Source organism: Sanguibacter suaedae (assembly GCF_016342785.1).
In the GTDB taxonomy this organism is placed as follows: domain Bacteria; phylum Actinomycetota; class Actinomycetes; order Actinomycetales; family Cellulomonadaceae; genus Sanguibacter; species Sanguibacter suaedae.
Window position 1 is genome coordinate 180,845 of record NZ_JAEINH010000006.1, and the last position, 20,403, is coordinate 201,247.

Here is a 20,403-nt window from a genome sequence, read left to right on the forward strand (position 1 = left end):
CGGTGCCGGTGGGGCTGTCCCGCGCCCGATGCTAGCCGGGTGGGCTCAACCGTCGCAGACGATGGCGTTCTGCGGACGGTACCGCCACGAGTTCGCCTCGTCGATGGTCACCTCGCCGGTCTCGATGACCTTGACCTGACGGGTCACTGTCACGGAGAAGCCTGGGCTCCCGCTGCTCTGAGGCGCGCAGTCCGGCCCGGACTTGTGCTCGGTGATGGGCGAGACGATGTTGGACCGCCCGGACGTGGTCGTCGTCACCTCGTAGTGCTTGGTGCTCCAGGCGGCGACGTAGAGGTGGTTGTCGGCGATCCACGACTGGAGGAGCACGCCGTAGGGCGAGTCGTTGCGCCACCGCATGTCGATGGACCCCTCGTAGAGGGTGGACTCGCGCCCCTCGGGGTAGCGCTTGAACCAGTAGTTGTGCGGTGTGTGCTCGACGTCGACCATCCCGGCGAAGAAGCCCGCGTTGTAGGTGGTCGTGGACATCTGTGAGAGCCCCCCGCCGGTGCCGTACTGGATCTGCCCGTTGACCACCACGTGCGCCTGCTTGTACCCGTTGGCCGTGGTGATGGGACCGATCGTGTCGGACAGGGAGAACGTCTCCCCCGGCCGCACGAGGGTCCCGGTGACCTTCTCCGCGGCGACCCGAAGGTTCTCCGTGCGCAGCGGCTCGTTGGTCAGCGGGGTGCGGAACTCGCTGACCTTCTCGACGACCCCGAGCGCCTCGAGCGCCTCGGTGGACTGGGCCGGGTCGCTCTGGGTGAGCTCCACGTCGACGGTCCGCTCCGTGCCGGTGGCCGCTCCCCGGACGGCCTCGGAGAGGACCGCTGGGTCGATCGTGGTGCCCGGCGTCCCCGGTTCGATGCGGGGCGCGCCGTCGGCGAAGACGAAGCGGGCGTCCGCGGAGTCGGAGAGCAGGTTCGTGGTCCTGGCGACCACGGCCTCCGTGAGCAGCGTCCCGTCGACCTGCAGGACGAGATCGCCGTCCTCGACGACGAACGTCGACGCCGCGGCGACGTCCGCCGCGGGGATCTCGGCCGTCTGGTCGGCGACACGCACCGTGACCGGGGCGGACGTCACGGTCTGCGCGAGCGCGAAGGCGGCGTCCGTCTCCTCGGTGGTGACGTCGGGCTCGAGGACCTCGGTGGGCAGCTCGAGCGGGCGCGCCGCCGTGAGCCACGTCCCGGTGAGGACGTCCTCCGCGGCATCCCGGTCGATGGTGGTCCCCTCCACGGCTTCCGTCCGGACGGGCGCCCCGTCGACGAACCCGACGGCTCCGCTCGTCGCGGGCGACTCGAGGTCCGTGGCGAGGACCTCCATCGCAGTGTCGAGGGCGTCGTCGTCCACCTGGGTGACCGGTGCCTCCTGCTCACCGCCGGCGAGCTGGGCGACGAGACGCCCCGGGCTGAGGGTGAACTCGGTGAGGCCCGCGACGGTCTCGGCGGCGTCGAACGTGAGGCCGGCAGCGGCCGGGTCGACGGTGCTGGAGACGTCGCCGGCCGTGACGGGGACAGGCTGCGTCGCGACGGCACCGAGCTCGCTGGTGAGCCGGTCGACGGCCTCCGCGCTCTCCAGCCCCCCGATGTCGATCCCCGCGACGGTGGTGCCCCGCGGCACCCGGTCGGCGAAGTACCACTGGGCCCCCAGGTACACGCCTGCCGCGACGAGCAGCCCGAGCCCGGACCAGAGGAGGACCTTGGGCCACCTGCTCGGCGGCGCCTCGGAACCCGCGAAGACCCCCAGCGGTGACCCGTCGCTGCCCGAGGGCGTGGTCGAGGCCGTGACGCCGTCCGACGTGTTGTCCGCCGCCGGAGCGGCGGGGCCCACCTCCTGGGCGGTCCGATGCTCGGGAGCGGGCTCGGAGGCCCGGTCCGTCTCGGGCTCGGGACCGGGTGAGGGCTCGTTCCGGAGAATGATCGGGAGCGCCGGTGCCGAGTCCTCGGCCGGGTTCTCGGCCGGGTTCTCCGGCTTCGGCTCCGACTCCGTAGCCGTGTTCGGGGTGGGCGCAGACTCCGCAGCCGGGGCGGGCGTCGCCGTCTGGGCGGGAACGGGCTCCTGCACCTGCTCGCGTGCGGGCTCCTGGGACGGCTCCGCGGGATGGGCCACGTCGTCGGTGACCGGGTCAGCCATGACCTCGTCGGTGCGGTCGGGCGCGCTCGTCGGTGTCGCTGTCTCGATCGGCACCGACGCGACGAGCGTCCCGCCGTCGGTGGGCCCGTCCTCGGGGACCTCGTCGTCCGCGGACGACGGGACGGTCTCCTGCGTGGGTTCGGCCTTCCCCGTGGGTCCGGTCCTCCCCGTGACCGGGCTGTCGGACGCCCCTGTGGCGACGGTGGGGCTCTCGTCGACCGGGGTGTCGCTCTCGGTGGCCGGTTCCGCCGGTGCCGCCTCGTCGGGGACGGGCTCCGTCACCGCCTCCGACGACTCGTCCTTCGTCTCGACGGCCGGGGTGTCGGGTGTCGGCTCGTCGCCGGCTCCGGGCACGCCCTGGGTACTGCTGGTCATCTGGTGTCGCTCCACTCGCAAGGATGTCCCGGGACGGCCCCGGTGCTTGAGCTGGATGCGGTCGCCCCCGCGCGACAAGTGTAAGTGCGCAGCACCGGCGCAGAGCCCGCTGAGGTGCGCGTCGTGCGGAGAAGTCGTGGTGGGTCGGCGACGATCGTCGCGTCAGCCGGCGAACCACCGGCGCGGCGCGAAGGCTGCGACCGCGACCATGGCGAACCCCCCGAACATCCACGCGTAGCTCAGCGGCTGCGCGGGCAGGAGGACGTCGCCCCCTGGGCCGCTGAGCGCGAGGAGCTGGACGGCTGCCAACCAGCCGAGGGCGTAGGCGACGAGACCGGGCATCGCGAGCCATGCGCGCACGAGGACGCCGGCGACCGCGACAGTGAGGAGCGAGACGAGGAGGATCCACGGGGCCCACTGGCGGTGGGCGACGGTGCCCACCACGCCGACGGCCCCGCCGACGAGGAGGGCGCAGAACCACCACAGGACCACGAGGGGGCTGAGCCGGACGAGCGACATGCCCGGGACGTTACCGTGCGTCACTGGACGTCTCCTGTGGGCCGTCCGGGCCGTCGGACGGGTTCGCGGTCGTGTAGTGCTCGGTCGACAACCACGGGACGAGGACGTCGTTGCTCAACGCGTACCAGCCGACCACGAGGGTCGTGCCGCCGGACGGGACGCGAGTCAGCCGGTGGACCTGGGTGCCGTGCGCGCGCAACGCGGCCTCGACGGCGTCCGCGACAGGGAGGACGTCCACCACGTGGGTGACGGTGCGCTCGGGGACGCACGCTGCTGGCAGCGGCCCGTCCGGCGAGGGCAGCACCGGGAGGACGTCGTGCGCCGCGTCGAAGGAGTCGAGCGCCCCGAGAGCGACGTGGGCCGAGAGCTCCGTGCGGGCGTCGCGCATGGTCTGCGGCGGCACGACGGCCCACCACACGTCGGGGTCGACGGCCGGACCGTCCGCGGAGCCCACGCGCGCGAGGGCGACGGCGCGCATGGTGATCTCGTGGGCCCGGACGTGGTCCGGGTGCCCGTACCCGCCGCCGGGCTCGTAGGTGACGACCACGGAGGGCCTGCGGTCGCGCAGGAGCCGGGCGAGCCGGGCGGCCGCCGCGTCGAGGTCGACGGCCACGAGCGCATTCTCGGGGACGTCGGGGGCGACCCCGGCGTGCCCGCTCGTGCCGGGCGGACCGGAACCCAGCCACGCCATGCCGGAGTCCTCGACGCGCGGCGGGAGGCCGTCCTCGCCGGGGATCGCGTCGAGGAAGGCATGATCGGCGACACCGAGGTGCCGCAGTGCGTCGGCGATCTCCACCTCGCGGTGGGCGGCGAGCGCAGGACCGTCGCCCTCCAGGTGCGCGAGGGCCTCACCGATGACCTCGCCGCGCTCGCCCCGGGTGCAGGTGACGACGGTGACCGGCTCTCCCGCCGCCGCCCACGTCGCGAGGAGGGCGCCGGTGGCGAGCGTCTCGTCGTCGGGGTGGGCGTGCACGGCGAGGAGACCGCCTGCGGGTCTCACGTGTTCCGTCATCGGTGATCCTGTCGTGACTGGCCGAGCCCGCGACGAGGCGTCGGGTGCAGGGCGCCCTCAGGCCGCCCCGCACCCGACGGTCGTCAGGACTTCTTGGAGCGGGAGAAGGCGCGTGCCCGCTCGTTCTGGTCGAGGATGACCTTGCGGATGCGCACGACCTCGGGGGTGACCTCGACGCACTCGTCCTCGCGGGCGAACTCGAGGCTCTCCTCGAGGGTGAGGTGCTTCGGGGGGGTGAGGTTCTCGAACGTGTCGCTGCTCGCGGCACGCATGTTCGTGAGCTTCTTCTCCTTGGTGATGTTCACGTCCATGTCCTCGTTGCGCGAGTTCTCGCCGACGATCATGCCCTCGTAGACCTCCTGGGTGGGGTCCACGAAGAAGGAGCCGCGCTCCTGGAGGTTGATCATGGCGAAGGGCGTGACCACGCCGGAGCGGTCGGCGACGAGGGAGCCGTTGACGCGCGTCTCGATGGGGCCGGCCCACGGCTCGTAGCCCTCCGCGATGGAGGACGCGATGCCGGTGCCGCGGGTGTCGGTGAGGAAGCGCGTGCGGAAGCCGATGAGGCCGCGTGCGGGCACGACGAACTCCATGCGGACCCAGCCCGTGCCGTGGTTCGACATGGTCTCCATGCGGCCCTTGCGCTGGGCGAGGAGCTGGGTGACGGCGCCGAGGTACTCCTCGGGGACGTCGATCGTCATGCGCTCCATGGGCTCGCACTTCTTGCCGTCGACGACCTTGGTGACGACCTGCGGCTTGCCGACGGTGAGCTCGAAGCCCTCGCGGCGCATCTGCTCGACGAGGATCGCGAGCGCGAGCTCGCCTCGGCCCTGGACCTCCCACGCGTCGGGGCGCTCGGTGGGCAGGACGCGGAGCGACACGTTGCCGATGAGCTCCTTGTCGAGGCGGTCCTTGACCTGACGCGCGGTGACCTTGTGGCCCTTGCCGCCCTTGCCCGCGAGGGGCGAGGTGTTGATCCCGATGGTCATGGAGATCGCGGGGTCGTCGACGGTGATGAGCGGCAGCGGACGCGGGTCGTCCGGGTCGGTGAGCGTCTCACCGATGGTGATGTCCTCGATCCCGGCGACGGCGACGATCTCACCCGGGCCGGCGGAGTCGGTGGGCACGCGGTCGAGCGCCTTGGTCTCGAGGAGCTCGGTGATCTTCACGTTCTGCATGCTGCCGTCGGCACGGGCCCAGGCCACGGTCTGGCCCTTGTTGATGCGCCCGTTGAAGATGCGCAGGAGCGCGAGACGCCCGAGGAACGGCGACGCGTCGAGGTTGGTGACGTGGGCCTGGAGCGGTGCGCCCTCCTCGTAGGTGGGCGCGGGGATCTTGTCGAGGATCATCTTGAACAGCGGCTCGAGGTCCTCGCTGTCCGGCAGCCCGCCGTCGGCGGGGAGGTTCGTCGACGCACGGCCGGCCTTGGCCGCCGCGTACACGACGGGCATGTCGAGGATGGCGTCGAGGTCGAGGTCGGGGACGTCGTCCGCGAGGTCGCTCGCAAGGCCGAGGAGCAGGTCGGTGGTCTCGGCCACGACCTCCTCGATGCGCGAGTCGGGGCGGTCGACCTTGTTCACGACGAGGATGACGGGGAGCTTGGCGACGAGCGCCTTGCGGAGCACGAAGCGCGTCTGGGGCAGGGGGCCCTCGGACGCGTCGACGAGGAGCACGACGCCGTCGACCATGGACAGGCCGCGCTCGACCTCGCCACCGAAGTCGGCGTGACCCGGGGTGTCGATGACGTTGATGGTGATGCCGCCGGGCTCGCCCGCAGCCGCTGCCGCCGGTCCGGCGTAGCGCACGGCGGTGTTCTTCGCGAGGATCGTGATGCCCTTCTCGCGCTCGAGGTCACCGGAGTCCATGGCGCGTTCGTCGACGTGCGCGTGGGACCCGAAGGCGCCCGACTGGTGGAGCATGGCGTCGACAAGAGTGGTCTTGCCATGGTCGACGTGGGCGACGATCGCGACGTTGCGCAGGTCGGAGCGCACAGACATAGAGGAACTCATTTCACCGTGAGGAAAGGAACGGGTGCAGCGTGCTGGTGCGCGCCGCGGGACACCGAGTGGTCACGTGTCAGCGGCCCTGCTCTGCGGCGCGTGGGTGCACGCGACGAGCCCGGACCGGCAGACGGACGACGTTGACCTTGGCAATCGTACCGTCCCGAGCCCTTCGGGGCCGACGCAGGTGGTCAATCCCTCCCTGACACGCCCCTCACGTCGCGCAGGACGCTGGCCTCCTCACCGAGCTCTGCGAGGAACGCGTGCCTCGCTTCCCTGCGACGACGCTGCTCGTGCGGCTCGGGAACCGGTGCCGCCGCGAGCAGGCGTCGGGTGTACTCCTCCTGCGGGCGGTGGAGCACGTCCTCGCGCAGGCCCGCCTCGACGACCCGTCCTCCCCGCAGCACCACGACGCGGTGAGCGAGAAGATCGACCACCGCGAGATCGTGGCTGACGAAGAGGCACGCGAACCCGTAGCGGGCCTGGAGGTCCGTGAGCAAGGCGAGGACGCTCGCCTGCACCGACACGTCGAGGGCGGAGGTCGGTTCGTCGGCCACGAGCAGCTCCGGGTCGAGGATGAGCGCCCGGGCGATGCTCACGCGTTGACGCTGACCGCCGGACAGCTCGTGCGGGTACCGGTTCGCCGTGCTGCGCGGGAGCTCGACCGCGTCGAGCATCTCGTGGACCTTCTCCAACCGGTCCTTGCCCGACCGCAGGACCTTGTGCACGACGAGAGGCTCGGCGACGCAGTCGCCTACCGGCATGCGCGGGTTGAGCGAGGCCGCGGGATCCTGGAAGACCACCCCGATGCGTCTGCGCAGCTCCTTGAGATCTCTGCGTCCGATCCGCCCCACGTCCTGCCCGAAGATGTTCACCGAGCCGCTCGCCGCAGGAATGAGCCCGAGGGCACACCGGCCGATGGTGGACTTGCCGGATCCTGACTCCCCCACGAGCCCGACGATCTCCGACTCTCCCACGGTGAGGGACACGTCGTCGACGGCCCGGAAGGGGGGCCTGCCAAGGCGCTGGTACTCGATGACGAGCCCGCTCAGGTCGAGCGCAGGCGTCCCGGTCCGGGCACCGGCGCGGCGCTCGGCTCCCTCCGCAGGGTCGACGGCGGCGACCTGGGCGTCTTCCCGCGCCCCGAGGTGGGGCACCGATCCGAGGAGCCGTCGCGTGTACTCGTGCACGGGACGGACGAGGACCTCCTCCACGGTGCCCGTCTCGACCAGGTCGCCTCGGAGCATCACGGCCACCCGGTCCGCCATGTCGGCGACGACCCCCATGTTGTGCGTGATGAGGAGGATCCCGGTGCGGAGCGTGTCCTTCAGCGACCGCAGGAGGTCGAGGATCTCGGCCTGCACGGTGACGTCGAGCGCCGTCGTCGGCTCGTCAGCGATGATCACCCTGGGCTCGCAGCTGATCGCCATGGCGATGACGACTCGCTGACGCTGCCCCCCGGAGAGCTCGTGCGGATACTGGCGCGCGCGTCGCTCGGGCTCGGGGATCCCGACCATGCGCAGGAGCTCCACCGCGCGCGCCGACGCGTCCGTGCCGTAGGCGATGCCGTGCAGCTCGAGCGCTTCCGTGAGCTGGAGGCCGATCGTCAGGACGGGGTTGAGCGCGGTCATCGGTTCCTGGAAGACCATCGCCACGTCCCTGCCGCGCACCCGGCGCAGCCCACGATCGTCGAGGCCGCCGAGAGACGTGCCGCCGACCCTGATGTCGCCGGACACCCGGGCGTTCGCCGGCAGCAGTCCGAGCGCGGTCATCGAGGTGACCGACTTGCCCGACCCGGACTCTCCCACGAGGGCGACGACCTCGCCCGGATGCACGTCGAACGTGATTCCCTTGACGGCGTGCACCTCCCCGAACTGGGTGGAGAAGCGGACGTGGAGGTCCTCGAAGCTCAGGACCGGGCCCTCACCCTTCGTCGGCGCATCACCGCGTGCGGTGCTCGTCGTGGTGGCCATCAGCTCTTGCTCCTGTTCTGCCGGGGGTCGAAGGCGTCCCGCAGACCGTCGCCCACGAAGTTCACCGAGAGGGCGATGGTGAGGATGACGAGGCCGGGCCACCAGAAGAGCCATGGTCTGGTCGTGAAGGCGCTCTGGTAGGTGCTGATGAGCGACCCGAGGGACACGTCTGGCGGCTGGACCCCGAACCCGAGGAAGCTCAGCGCCGTCTCGAGGAGGATCGCGGACGCGATCGCCAGGGTCCCGGAGACGATGATGACGCCGACGGCGTTGGGGAGGATGTGCTTGACCACGGTCCGCACCGCGCCGGTGCCGCCCGCCCGGGCGGCCGTGACGAAGTCGCGCTCGCGCAACGAGAGCACCTCGCCCCGCACCAGCCGGGCCAGCCCCGTCCAGGTGACGAGGCCGAGCACGAGGGCCAGCATGACGGGTCCGCCGCCGCCGGCGATCCGGCCGAGGACGGCCGCGAGGACGAGCAGCGGGATGACGATGAACAGGTCCGTCAGTCGCATGAGGACGGACTCGACCCAGCCGCGGTAGTAGCCGGCGAGGGCCCCGACGAGCGTCCCGAGCGCCGTGCTGACGATCCCGACGACGAACGCGATCGTCAGCGAGATCTGCGTGCCGCGCATGACGAGGGCGAAGTAGTCCTTGCCGGCGTTGTCCTGGCCGAAGGGGTGCTCTCCCAGCGCGAACGGGAAGAGCTGCAGGGTAGGGCGACCGCCGTCGACGAGATCCGCCGCCCGGGCGAAGTCCTTGTCCCACCACCCGGGCACCGGACCGAACCCGATGGACGTGAACGAGACGAGCACGACGAGCAGCAGGACGGCCAGGGAGACCATCGCCCCGACGTGCCGGAAGAACCGCCTGCGCACGAGCTGGCCCTGGCTGTAGGAGCGGTCCTCCGTGCGGCCGGGCGTGACCTCGGGCATGACGTGGCCGGGGACCGGCGAGATCCCGGAGTCGGTGGGCTGTGGGGCGTATTCGTCCCCGGGCTGCGTGGGGTCAGGCACGAGGACCTCCGGCGGGGTGCGGGTCGGGCTGGGTGCGGACGGGAGCGCACGGCGCGGGGTGCAGCGCCGCCGCACGCCGGATCATCGCCGGATCCTCGGGTCGAGGGACGCGTACGCGATGTCCGCCAGCAGGTTCATGAGGATGGCCGCGGATCCGGTGACCAGGAAGAACGCCATGACAGGGATGGGGTCGGTCTGGTTGAGCCCTGTCTGGAACAGCTCTCCCATGCCCTTCCACCCGAAGACCTGCTCCGTGATGACCGCACCCCCGATGAGCCCGGCGAAGTCGAACGCGACGATCGTCGTGATGGGGATGAGCGCGTTGCGGAACGCGTGGCGTGTGACGACCGTCCGCTCGCTGAGGCCCTTCGAGCGTGCGGTGCGCACGTAGTCCTGCTCGAGCACCTCGAGCATCGACGACCGCGTGTACCTGCTGTACGACGCGACCGAGATGAGCATGAGGAGGATGGTGGGCAGCACCAGCTGGGTGCCCTTGTCGATGAAGTCCTCCCAGAACGTCCCTGCGAAGCCCGGGGTCGACGCCCCGATCGTCGAGATGGGTCTCGGCTGCAGGACGAGGTAGGACCCCCAGTACTCCGCGACCTTGCTCATGAGGACGAGGAGGCAGACGAGGGTCGCCGTCACGGCGGACACCGCCATCGCCTGGCGTCTCGAGCTTCCGCCCCATGCCCATCCGACGACGAGAGCGGTGACGACGGCGAGGGCGTACAGGCCCACGAGCACGACGGCGTGACCCGGGTCGTCGACCACACCGCCGAGGGCGAGCGACCCGACGACGACGAGCGCGACGGTCGTCAACGCCGCGTAGAGGACCCGGCGGTGCCCCAGCCCTGTGACGAGCGTCGTGGTGAGCACCGCGGCCCCCGCACCGGCGATCGCGAGCGGCACGACTCCGAACGAGGGGTCGCGGAAGGTCCCGGTCTCCTCGAAGACCACGAGGGACACGGCGATCCAGACGAACGCGATCCCGCCGGTCGTCAGTCGACGACGCGGTCCCCCGCCGACGATCGACTGCAGCACGAACGCGAGGACCACGGCGAGCAGCACCGTCACCAGAGGGCTGATGAGCGGGTCGGCTAGCCAGTCGTTGAAGCGGATGGCCCCGAACTCCTTGAGCAGCACCGCCGCCCAGAAGACGGGCAGCGAGAAGAAGAGGAACGCGAGGAACGTCACCGTGTAGTCGAAGCCCGAGTACTGGCGCAGCGCGGTGAGGATCCCGACGGCGACACCGACCACGATGGCGAGGAGCGTCGCGAGCACCACGAGCCGCAGCGTGGTCACAGCAGCGTTACCCATGAGCTGCTGGACGTCGACGCCGTTGCGGGTGACCCCGAGCCGGCAGTCGAGCGTGAAGCACCGGGCGACCCCGCCGAGCCAGCTGAGGTAGCGGGACCACCATGGCTCGTCGAGCCCCATGGTCCGGATACGGGAGTTCATGAGCGTCTGGCGGTTCTCGGCGTTCGACTCGCGCAGGTCGGCGAGCGCGTCACCTGAGACGGTCACGAGCCAGAACAGCAGCGCCGAGGCGCCGAGCATGACGAGCAGGGAGATCCCCACCCGGCGGAGGACGAATCTGAGCACGGAGGACCCTTCGTGGCGGTACGGCGAGCGTCGTACCGAGGGTGACGGGGGCAGGAGGACGGGGGCGGGGCGTCAGGAACGGTCCTGGCGCCCCACCCCCGGTCTGGTGACGCGGGGGCGTTCCCCCTGCGTCACGGGGTCATCGGACCCACTGCTCCGCGTTCCACACGACCTGGTTCTGGGTCGCCGTCTTCCGAACGTTCTGGATGGAGGAGTCGGCCCCCACGAGGCCGGGGTGCGCGAACAGCGGGATGCCGTGCAGGTCGTCCCACAGGCCCTTCTCGATGATCTTCGTCTGCTCCAGGTGCACCTCGGGGTCGACAGAGGACTCGAGCGTCTTCCACGCCGCGTCCACGTCCTCGTTGGAGTACCAGTTCCAGTTCTGGGGGTTGTCGGTCACGTAGATGTTCGCGCCGGACGCGACCTGCCCGGACCCGGCCCACGCGAAGAGCGACACCTCGTAGTCGCCGAGGGACCGCTCACCGCCCTCGTCCATGTACGTCGCGGAGCTGACGTCCGTGATGTTGAACCCGGCCTGGTCGCAGCTCGACTTGATGAGCGCGACCTCGTCGGCCCGGCGGGTGTTCCCGGCGACGTAACCGATGCGCACGTCGATCGGGGTGGCGACGCCGGACTCGGCGATCTTGGCGCGGGCACCGTCGAGGTCGACCTCGTCGTAGCGGCCGTCGTAGGACTCGCTGACGACCTCGTCGTAGTTCTCCTGGAAGGGAAAGACCTCGCGGGCGTTCATGACGACGGCCTCGGGGTTGATCGGCTTGACGAGGTTGTCGACGATCTGCTGTCGGGGCACGCACATGGCGAACGCCTCGCGCAGCTCCATGCTCTCCGCGAAGGGCCCGTCCCGGTGGTTGAGGTCGAGGTGCTCCCAGGTGAGCGTGTCGCCCGTGAGGATGCTGGCGTTCGCCACGCCCTCGAGCTGGGTGAGCGTGTCGACGGTGGGCTGCGGCTCGATGACGTCGAGGTCACCGTTGGCGAGCGCCTGGACGTGGGTGCTCGGCTCGGCGAACCGGAACGTCAGCCGCTGCGTCGCGGCGGGCGTCCCCCAGTAGTTCTCGTTCGCCTCGAGCGTGATGGACTGGCCGGCGACCCAGGTACCGAACTTGTAGGGTCCGGCGACAGGGATGAGGGACTCGTCGGGGAGCTCCCCCGGGGCCGGGTTGGCCCAACCGGTGTTGAAGAAGTCCGCGGCCTCGGCGATGACCTCGAAGTCCTCGTCGAGGATCGCCTGCGTCAGCTCGTCGGCGCTGAGCCCGATCTGCTCCGCGACGACGTGCGCCGGGTACCACTGGCCGAGCCCGCCGACCAGGAGCTTCCAGTCCGCGTAGGGCTCCTTGAAGGTCACCACGAACTCCTTGCCGCCGATCTCGCCCTCGGGGCCGTTCGGGGCGTACTCCCCGTAGCTGCCGCTCACCGAGTTGAAGAGGTGGCACTCGGGGTGGTCCGCGTAGTTGAGGTTGCCGCCCGTGTAGGTGGTGATGGCCCAGTCGAGGACCATGTCGTCGTAGTCGAGGGGCGTGCCGTCGGACCAGACCGCCGCGTCGTTGATCGTGTACCTCACCGTGAGCGGGTCGTCCGCGATCTTCTCGACGCTCCCGAACTCCGGGTCGACGTGGACCTCGCCGTCGGTCCCGTAGTAGATGAACCCGGACGCCGTCCGGGCGTTGACGACGGACGTGTACACGTCGTAGTTCTCGGGGATCGCGCCGTTGTAGCCGGACCACTCGTCCTGGCCGACGGAGTAGAAGATCTCGTCGTCCGCCGTGGAGGAGATCTCGAGCGCTTCCTTGCCGGTACCGCCGCCCTCGGGGAACACCTCGGGGGTGACCGGGGCCCCCTCCTGCGCCGCGACGACGGAGTCGTCCCGGGCGCTCGTGGTGCAGACGTCGCTCGCGCCCGCGCTCTCCGTCTCGGTGACTTCCTCGGTCCCGCCCGAGCAGGCCGAGAGCAGCAGCGCTCCGCCGGCCAGCAGCGCGATCGGCGCCGCAGTGTTCGTGATCCTCAATGGTCCTCCCCTGAAGTGGGGGGACGCCCGTGGGCCGCCCCCTGCGTAGGGAGCAAACTACCCAGCCGAACTGTGAGCCCGGACACATCGAGGACATTTCGTGCTGATCGTTACCGAAGTGATACTGGTCGGCAACTTCCGTCATGTTCCGTTCACACTCACTGTTCACACCTGGCGGTCGACGGACGTCCGGCGCCGGTCGGCAAGGCTCCCGGGGACGACGAAGGGCGGCCCCCTTCTCGGGAACCGCCCGTCGTCGACCGGTGTGCTGGCCGGCACAGCGCGTCAGGCCGGGTCGATGCCCTCCAGGCCTGCGGGGACGACGTCGAGATTCGCCCCGGGGATGGCACCCAGAAGCTCTCGCGTGTACTCCTCGCGGGGGGTGTCGAACACCTCGTCCGTGGTGGCCGCCTCGATGATGCGGCCGGACTTCATGACGCACACGCGGTCGGCGATCTGCCGGACGACAGCGAGGTCGTGCGTGATGAACAGGTAACTCAGGCCGAGCTCGGTCTGGAGGTCGTTGAGGAGCTCGAGGATCTGCGCCTGGACGAGCACGTCGAGCGCCGAGACGGCCTCGTCGCACACGATGACCTCCGGACGCAGGGCGAGCGCACGGGCGATCGCGATGCGCTGACGCTGTCCCCCGGAGAGCTCGTTGGGGAACCGTCGCATGGTCGACTGGGGCAGCGCGACCATGTCGAGCAGCTCCCGGACCCGCTGCTCCCGCTCCTTCTTGCTCCCGACCTTGTGGATCCGCAGGGGCTCCTCGATGGTGCGGAAGATCGAGTACATCGGGTCCAGCGAGCCGTACGGGTTCTGGAAGATCGGCTGCACGCGTCGACGGAAGTCGAAGAGCTCGCTCGAGCCGAGCGTGCTCAGGTCGACGCCGTCGAAGTGGATGCTCCCCTCCGTGGGCTCGAGGAGGTTGAGCATGATGTTCGCGACGGTCGACTTCCCCGACCCGGACTCCCCGACGAGGGCCATGGTCGTGCCGCGCTCGAGCGAGAACGACACGTCGTCGACGGCCTTGAAGTCCTTCTGCTTCCCGGAGCCGCGGATCTGGAAGACCTTCGTGAGGTTCTTCACGACCACGACGTCGTCGCGGCCACCGGCAGCACCGGTCCCTCCGGTCGTGGCCTTGAGCTCCTTGGCCTGGACGCCGGCCTGCTTGGCGCTCTGGATGCGGCGCGAGGCGAGGGAAGGGGCCGCGGCGACGAGGCGCTGGGTGTAGGGGTGGCGCGGGTCCGCGAGGATCTGCCGCGACGGTCCGGACTCGACGACCTTGCCGCGGTACATGACCACGAGGTGCTCCGCCCGCTCGGCGGCGAGGCCGAGGTCGTGCGTGATGAACAGGACGGCCGTCCCGAGCTCACGGGTGAGGCCCTCGAGGTGGTCGAGGATGGTCCGCTGCACCGTGACGTCGAGCGCCGAGGTCGGCTCGTCCGCGATGAGCAGCTTGGGCCGCGCTGCGAGACCGATCGCGATGAGGGCACGCTGACGCATGCCCCCGGAGAACTCGTGCGGGTACTGCTTGGCGCGACGCAGCGCGTCGGGGAGTCCTGCCTCGGCGAGCAGGCCGGCGACCCGGTCGTCGAGGTCGGCGGACACGCGCTGCGCGTCGACGGCAGGCCCCGCGGTCGCCATCCCTGCGTCCTCGAGCGCGTTCACGGCCTCGAGCCGGGTGGTCGAACCGACGACGATCCGCGCGTCCGCCGCCCGCACCGCGGCGTCCGCAGTCTTCTGGGACACGGGCGGCTTGCCGTCGTGCCCCTCGAGGAGAGAGCGACGCAGGACGTCGAGCAGGGCGCTCTTGGACTTGCGTCCGATGAGACGGTCCCCGTCGGCGACGGCGGTCTCCGAGGTGACGAGGGCGCTCTCGAGCCCCTTGCGGGCACCTCGGGTGACGTCGACGTTGTTGGCGCGCAGCGCTTCCTTGACCTGGAACCCGATGCTCCACACCGGGTTGAGGTTGGACATGGGGTCCTGGGGCACGAGGCCGATGGAGCGTCCGCGGAGGTCGACGATCTCCTGCTTCGAGGCGGTGGTGATCTCCGTGCCCTCGAAGCGGATCGACCCGCCCGTGACCCGCCCGGTGCCGGGCAGGAGGCTGATGATGGCGTGGGCCGTGGTCGACTTGCCCGACCCGGACTCACCGACGATCGCGACGGACTGCCCCGGGTAGATCGTCAGGTTCGCGCCGCGTACCGCCGGCACCTCGCCGTTGGCTGTGGTGAAGGAGACGTCGAGGTCACGGATCTCGAGGAGCGGCTCCTGGGCGTGTGATTGTGTCATCGCTTCCGGGCCTTCGGGTCGAGGGCGTCACGCACGGCGTCGCCCATCATGATGAAACTCAGGACGGTGATCGCGAGTGCTGCCGAGGGGTAGAACAGCACGCTCGCGTTGGTCCGCAGGGACGTCTGCGCGGCAGCGATGTCGTGGCCCCACGACAGGACGCTCTGGGGCAGCCCGATCCCGAGGAACGACAGGGTGGCCTCGGCGACGATGAAGGTCCCGAGCGACACCGTCGCCACGACGATGATGGGCGCGGCAGCGTTGGGGATCACGTGGCGCACGAGCGTCTCGAGCTTCGACGCACCGAGAGCCTTGGCCGCGGTGACGAAGTCGTTGTTCTTCACGCTGATCACCGCACCACGGGTGATCCGGGCCACCTGGGGCCATCCGAAGACGGCGAGGACGGCGACGACGTTCCAGACGGTCTTCCCGTTGCTGAAGACCTGGCCGACGACGATCGCGGCGAGGACCAGGGGGATCGCGAAGAAGATGTCGGTGACGCGCGAGAGGATCGTGTCCCACCACTTGCCGTAGAACCCCGCGAGCGCACCGATGGTGCCACCGAGGAGGACGACCCCGACGGTCGTGAGCAGGCCGACGGTGACCGACGCCTGTGCCCCGTAGATCACGCGGGAGTAGACGTCGCAGCCCTGGCGGTCGAAGCCGAAGGGGTGGCCGGACTGGGGGCTGCCGAGGGAGTTGCGGAGCTCGCAGAACTTGGGGTCGACGGTCGTGAAGAGGCTCGGGAAGAGTGCGACGACGACCACGAGGAGGATGAGCGTCGCAGAGATCCAGAACAGGGGGCGGACGCGGAGGTCGCGCCAGGCGTCGCCCCAGAGGCTGCTGGGCGCCTCCGTCTCGTTCACGGAGTCGACGACGGCGAGGGGGGTCTCGCGGACGTCCGCGACGAAGTGGCCCTGGCCCGGACGGGTGGAGGGCTGGGCGGGGGAACCGCTCTCGGGGTGGAAGATCTCAGGCATATCGAATCCTCGGGTCCAGGACGGCGTAGAGCAGGTCGACGAGCAGGTTGCCGACGATGTAGACGACCACGAGGATCGTCACGAAGGTCACGACCGTCGTCGGCTCGCCACGGATGATCGCCTGGTACAGCGTTCCGCCCACCCCTGCGACGTTGAAGATGCCCTCGGTCACGATCGCGCCGCCCATGAGCGCACCGAGGTCGGCACCGAGGAACGTCACGACGGGGATGAGCGAGTTGCGGAGCACGTGCACGTTCACGACGCGCCCGCGAGACAAGCCCTTGGCCGTCGCGGTGCGCACGTAGTCTGCACTGAGGTTCTCCGCCACGGACGTGCGGGTGAGCCGCAGGACGTACGCGAAGGACACGGCGCCGAGCACGACGGCGGGCATGAGGAGGGACTCGAAGCTCACGTTCCCGCCGACGGTGGGCGGGAACCACTGCAGCCGCACCCCGAAGAAGAACTGCACGACGAAGCCGATGACGAACGTCGGGACGGCGATGACGAGGAGGCTCACGACGAGGACGGTCGCGTCGAAGATCTTGCCCTTGCGCAGACCGGCGATGAGGCCGAAGAGGATCCCGAAGACCGCCTCGAAGACGATCGCCATCATGGCCAGCCGGAACGTGATGGGGAACGCTCGCTTGACGATGTCCATGACCGGTTGCCCGGAGAAGGAGTTCCCGAAGTCGAGGGTGACGATGCCCTTGAGGTACAGCAGGTACTGCACGAAGAAGGGCTTGTCGAGGTTGTACTGCTCACGGATCTGATCGGCGACCGCCGGCGCGAGACCACGGTCTCCACCGAGCGCCTGGATCGGATCCCCCGGGAGCGCGAAGACCATCGCGTAGATGAGGAGGGTGGCCCCGAAGAACACGGGGATCATCTGCAACAGTCTGCGTCCGATATATCGGACCATCGGGCCAATCCTTCCTGAGGGCCTCTGGTGACGCCTGTGGACGTCCGTCGGCCACTGTAATGGACTCGTCACGTGCGCAACGACGCCGGTAGGTGCCGTACGCACGCGGTGGGGTGAGGGACCTGTGCGGTCCCTCACCCCACCGTCGTTCAGCTCTGGTTCAGACCTGAGTCGTCACCAGGGGTTGATCTCGTTGGCCTGCTCCCACAGGTCCTTGGCGCGCTCCGGGTCGTACTGGAGGACGTCGGAACCGGCGAGCGAGTCGCTCCACCCGGCGATGACCGGCGACGTGAAGTCGCTCGCCGGGGTGCGGGTGCCCAGGAAGATCGTGTCGGTGATCGACTGGCGGTCGATCGCGAGGGAGATCGCCTGGCGACGGAGGACGCCCTCCTCACCCTCGAAGTGCTCGAGCTCCTGGGGGATGGTGAACGACTGGAAGATGGCCGCCGGCTGGTTGACGGCACGCTCGCCGAGCTCACCCTCGTAGGTGCCGAACGCGGAGTCCGGGATCGCGTCGAGGATGTCGAGGTTGTTCGCGAGGAGGTCGTTGTACGCAGCGTCCTGGGACTCGTAGAACGTGAACTTCACGCCGGAGTTCTGCGCCTCGCGCGGGCCCGAGTACTGCTCGTTGGGCTCGAGCTCGATGCTCACGTTGTTCTGCCACGATCCCTCGACCACCTGGTAGGGGCCGTTACCGACGGGCGCCGTACCGAAGGCGTCCATGTCCGCGTACGCGCTCTCGGGGAGCGGGAAGTAGGCGGAGTAGCCGAGCTGCAGCGGGAACGCGGCGTTCGGCTGGTTGAGCGCCACCGTGAAGGTGGTCTCGTCGACGACCGCGAGGCCGGTGAGCTCGGAGTCCTCCTCGTAGGAGAAGCCCGCGATCTCCTCGAAGAAGTACGACGACTTCTGGGCGTTGCTCAGCAGAGCACCGTAGTTCCACGCGTCGACGAACGACTGCGCGGTGACGGGCTCGCCGTTGGTGAACGTGGTGCCCGGCTTGATCTTGATCGTCCAGTTCTGCTGGTCCTCGGACGTGATCGACTCGGCGAGCTCGTTGCGCGCCTCACCGGCGGCGTCGTAGGACACCAGACCCGTGAAGATCATGTCGATGATGCGACCGCCGCCGACCTCGTTGGTGTTGGTCGGGACGAGGGGGTTCTCCGGCTCGGACCCGTTGGCGAGCACCGCGGTGCCGTCCGCCTTGGTGACCTGGTAGTACAGCGGGACGCTGTTCCAGCCGAACTCGACGTTGTCGACGTTCTCCGAGTAGCCACCGGTGACGTTGGAGTACCACAGCGGGATGGACGGGAGGTCAGCGAGGAGGACCTCCTGCGCCTGGTCGAAGAAGACGTTGGCCTCGTCGATCGACGGGGCGCTCAGACCCTGCTTGATGATCGAGTCGAACTCGTCGCTCGAGTAGTCGCCGTCGTTCGAGCCGGCACCCGTGCCGTAGAGCGGGCCGAGGAAGTTGTAGAGCGTGGGGTAGTCGGCCTGCCACCCGGTGCGGAACGCCCCGGTCATGGCGCGGTCGCCCACGTCGGTGCGCAGCTCGGCGAACGTCGCGTAGGGCTGGCCCTCGACCTCGATACCGAGCACGTTCTTGATGCTGTTGGCCGTCGCGTCGACCCACGCCTGGTGTCCACCGTCGCTGTTGTACGCGATGGTGAAGACGTTGTCCGAGGCGCTCGACTCACCGTCGGAGTCACCGCCGCTGCACGCGGCGAGCGCAAGCGAGCCGACCGCCGCGATGGCGGTGATCCGGCTGAGCTTCCTGATCTTCAATGTTCCTCCTCGAAGGTTGGAGCACCCGGTGGTCGTCGGCCGACCACGCCCACCGGACAGCCCGGGGAGCGCGGGGGTGCCGTGGGCGTCCGTGCTTAAGCAGAAAAGTACCCAGGGTTCAGCGACCGATCTGCCACATGGGTTCCCAGGAGCATGATCGTTACCGAGTTGATACTGCACGGTAACGTTGGTTACAAGGTGTTCACATGCTGGACGGGCACCCTGAGCACCCTTGCAATCCCAACGTTTGTAGCGAATCTGAAGGGCCCCAGCATCGCTTGTGAACGGTGTTGGAAGCCTGTGCTGGCGCAGTTTCCGGCCCGCTCAGGGATTCCGCAACAGGTACAAGATTGAACGGGAGAGGTCGGTCGACGCCGGGAGACCTCGACCAGGTATGTCCTCGTACGTCCCCACGGGGCCGGACAGCAGGAGGTTCAGGGGCGGAAGCGGTCCGCCACGGCGCGGCCCGCGCGGTCGCCGGAGAGGAGCGCTCCCTGGATCGACGCGGTGGCCGCGTGGTCCCCGGCGACGAGCACGCGCTCCCCCGTCCAGCGGGGTCGACGGTCGCCGAGGGGCGGCACCTGGGCGGGGAGCGCGTGCTCGACGACGTGGTGGACCAGGAGCTCCCAGCCCTCGGTGGACGTCCCGTGGAGGCGGGCGAGGTCTCGGCGGACCTGAGCCTCGTCGGCGAGACCGTCGGGCCGGTCGAGGAGGGTCGTGGCCTGGACGAGGTGCCGTCCGGGAGGCGCGTAGGAGGGCGCTGCCGCGGAGATGACCGCCGTGTTCCAGACAGGTCCGGCGGGACCGCCGCCGGGGCGGGAGGCGTCGAGCAGGAGGAACGGGCCGGTCCGCGGTGCGTCGGGGGCGCTGAACCACCAGGTGGTCAGACCGTGGGTGCGCGGGGCGGGGACGTCGGCGAGCGCGGCGGCGTCCTGCGGGCCGGCGGCGACGACCGCGGCACGCGCGCGGAGAGTGCCGTCGTCTGTCGTCACCGTCACATGGTCCGAGGTCTCGCGCACCTCGCGCACAGGGCTCTCGAGCCGTACCGGGCCGGTCAACCATGCGGCCATCTGTGCCGGCAGCGCGCGCATACCGTCCTGCGGCAGCCCGGGGACGTCGAGGGCGAAGGACCGCAGGAGGAGGCGGACGAATCCAGCGGAGCTCTCTCCGCCGGATTCGGCGAGGACCCCAGCGAGGAAGGTGTCGAGGACGTGCGTGCGCAGGCGCCCGGTGAGACCGGCCTCGTCGAACGACTCCCGGAGCGTGCGGCCGGGTGACCGGAACGCGGCCCTCGCACGCAGGAGCGTCGGGGTGAGCCACCGGGCGAGCGCGAGGACGTCGCGCATCGGGGTGAGGTCGCTGCGGAGCGTCGCGACGGCGTGCTGGGGGTGCCGGAGGGGGTGGGCCAGGGTGGTCGTCGTGCCGCCCGTGCGGACGACGGCCCCGGCGCCGAACCGCTGCAGCCCGAGGGACCGCACGTCGATCCAGTCCCGCACGGCCGGGTACGCCGGGTTGAGCAGCTGGAATCCCCGGTCGCACAGGAACCCGTCCACCTCGTCGGTCCGCACCCTCCCGCCGACGACGTCGTCGGCCTCGAGGACCACCACGCGCAGGCCGCTGCGCTCGAGCCGTCGCGCGCACTGCAACCCGGCGAGCCCCGCACCCACGACGACGACGTCCGTGTCCATGCGCCACCATCCTCTCCCCCGGCGAGTCTGGTGGGTGCCGGCACCACCGGCAACCGTGGCGGTGGAGGCATGCCGGCCCGGAGCCGCTCGCCGCA

13 protein-coding genes are annotated in these 20,403 nt (G+C 70.0%); all 13 read right to left on the bottom strand.

Annotated elements, in window-relative coordinates:
- Positions 1 to 45: 45 nt before the first annotated feature.
- Positions 46 to 2,505: a VanW family protein gene (locus tag JAV76_RS09255; protein ID WP_230402069.1), complete on the bottom strand. Its 2,460-nt coding sequence runs from the start codon at positions 2,503 to 2,505 to the stop codon at positions 46 to 48.
- 162 nt (positions 2,506 to 2,667) lie between these two features.
- Positions 2,668 to 3,048 carry a DUF6113 family protein gene (locus JAV76_RS09260; protein ID WP_198733745.1) on the bottom strand — a complete coding sequence of 127 codons (381 nt, stop codon included), beginning with the start codon at positions 3,046 to 3,048 and terminating at the stop codon, positions 2,668 to 2,670.
- The gene (locus JAV76_RS09265; RefSeq protein ID WP_198733746.1) at positions 3,035 to 4,036 is read right to left on the bottom strand and encodes a PIG-L family deacetylase; all 1,002 of its coding nucleotides are present in this window, start codon (positions 4,034 to 4,036) and stop codon (positions 3,035 to 3,037) included. Before JAV76_RS09265 ends, JAV76_RS09260 begins: the two co-directional genes overlap by 14 nt.
- Positions 4,037 to 4,119: 83 nt before the next feature.
- A complete protein-coding gene (typA, locus tag JAV76_RS09270; protein WP_198733747.1) occupies positions 4,120 to 6,030 on the bottom strand; it encodes a translational GTPase TypA in 1,911 nt (636 codons plus the stop codon).
- A gap of 194 nt (positions 6,031 to 6,224) precedes the next feature.
- Positions 6,225 to 8,006: an ABC transporter ATP-binding protein gene (locus JAV76_RS09275; protein WP_198733748.1), complete on the bottom strand. Its 1,782-nt coding sequence runs from the start codon at positions 8,004 to 8,006 to the stop codon at positions 6,225 to 6,227.
- The gene (locus JAV76_RS09280) at positions 8,006 to 8,938 is read right to left on the bottom strand and encodes an ABC transporter permease (protein WP_198733809.1); all 933 of its coding nucleotides are present in this window, start codon (positions 8,936 to 8,938) and stop codon (positions 8,006 to 8,008) included. The genes JAV76_RS09275 and JAV76_RS09280 overlap by 1 nt, the downstream gene beginning before the upstream one ends.
- Before the next feature lie 162 nt (positions 8,939 to 9,100).
- A complete protein-coding gene (locus tag JAV76_RS09285) occupies positions 9,101 to 10,621 on the bottom strand; it encodes an ABC transporter permease (protein ID WP_198733749.1) in 1,521 nt (506 codons plus the stop codon).
- A 139-nt stretch (positions 10,622 to 10,760) separates the two neighbouring features.
- Entirely contained in the window at positions 10,761 to 12,644 is a 1,884-nt protein-coding gene (locus JAV76_RS09290) for an ABC transporter family substrate-binding protein (protein ID WP_198733750.1), read from the bottom strand.
- 285 nt (positions 12,645 to 12,929) lie between these two features.
- Positions 12,930 to 14,939, bottom strand: a complete 2,010-nt coding sequence (locus tag JAV76_RS09295) for a dipeptide ABC transporter ATP-binding protein (protein ID WP_198733751.1) — start codon at positions 14,937 to 14,939, stop codon at positions 12,930 to 12,932.
- A complete protein-coding gene (locus tag JAV76_RS09300) occupies positions 14,936 to 15,919 on the bottom strand; it encodes an ABC transporter permease (RefSeq protein ID WP_198733752.1) in 984 nt (327 codons plus the stop codon). The genes JAV76_RS09295 and JAV76_RS09300 overlap by 4 nt, the downstream gene beginning before the upstream one ends.
- On the bottom strand, positions 15,912 to 16,838 hold the full coding sequence (locus tag JAV76_RS09305; RefSeq protein WP_198733753.1) for an ABC transporter permease: 927 nt from the start codon (positions 16,836 to 16,838) through the stop codon (positions 15,912 to 15,914). The genes JAV76_RS09300 and JAV76_RS09305 overlap by 8 nt, the downstream gene beginning before the upstream one ends.
- Positions 16,839 to 17,012: 174 nt before the next feature.
- Entirely contained in the window at positions 17,013 to 18,620 is a 1,608-nt protein-coding gene (locus tag JAV76_RS09310; protein ID WP_230402070.1) for an ABC transporter substrate-binding protein, read from the bottom strand.
- 434 nt (positions 18,621 to 19,054) lie between these two features.
- On the bottom strand, positions 19,055 to 20,308 hold the full coding sequence (locus JAV76_RS09315) for an NAD(P)/FAD-dependent oxidoreductase (RefSeq protein ID WP_198733754.1): 1,254 nt from the start codon (positions 20,306 to 20,308) through the stop codon (positions 19,055 to 19,057).
- Between the last annotated feature and the right edge of the window lie 95 nt (positions 20,309 to 20,403).

Bases quoted from the DNA above. Each gene is read 5' to 3' on its own strand.
- JAV76_RS09255 (WP_230402069.1), bottom strand. From the start codon at position 2,505: ATGACCAGCAGTACCCAGGGCGTGCCCGGAGCCGGCGACGAGCCGACA.
- JAV76_RS09265 (WP_198733746.1), bottom strand. From the start codon at position 4,036: ATGACGGAACACGTGAGACCCGCAGGCGGTCTCCTCGCCGTGCACGCC.
- typA (WP_198733747.1), bottom strand. From the start codon at position 6,030: ATGTCTGTGCGCTCCGACCTGCGCAACGTCGCGATCGTCGCCCACGTC.
- JAV76_RS09275 (WP_198733748.1), bottom strand. From the start codon at position 8,006: ATGGCCACCACGACGAGCACCGCACGCGGTGATGCGCCGACGAAGGGT.
- JAV76_RS09280 (WP_198733809.1), bottom strand. From the start codon at position 8,938: ATGCCCGAGGTCACGCCCGGCCGCACGGAGGACCGCTCCTACAGCCAG.
- JAV76_RS09295 (WP_198733751.1), bottom strand. From the start codon at position 14,939: ATGACACAATCACACGCCCAGGAGCCGCTCCTCGAGATCCGTGACCTC.
- JAV76_RS09300 (WP_198733752.1), bottom strand. From the start codon at position 15,919: ATGCCTGAGATCTTCCACCCCGAGAGCGGTTCCCCCGCCCAGCCCTCC.
- JAV76_RS09305 (WP_198733753.1), bottom strand. From the start codon at position 16,838: ATGGTCCGATATATCGGACGCAGACTGTTGCAGATGATCCCCGTGTTC.
- JAV76_RS09315 (WP_198733754.1), bottom strand. From the start codon at position 20,308: ATGGACACGGACGTCGTCGTCGTGGGTGCGGGGCTCGCCGGGTTGCAG.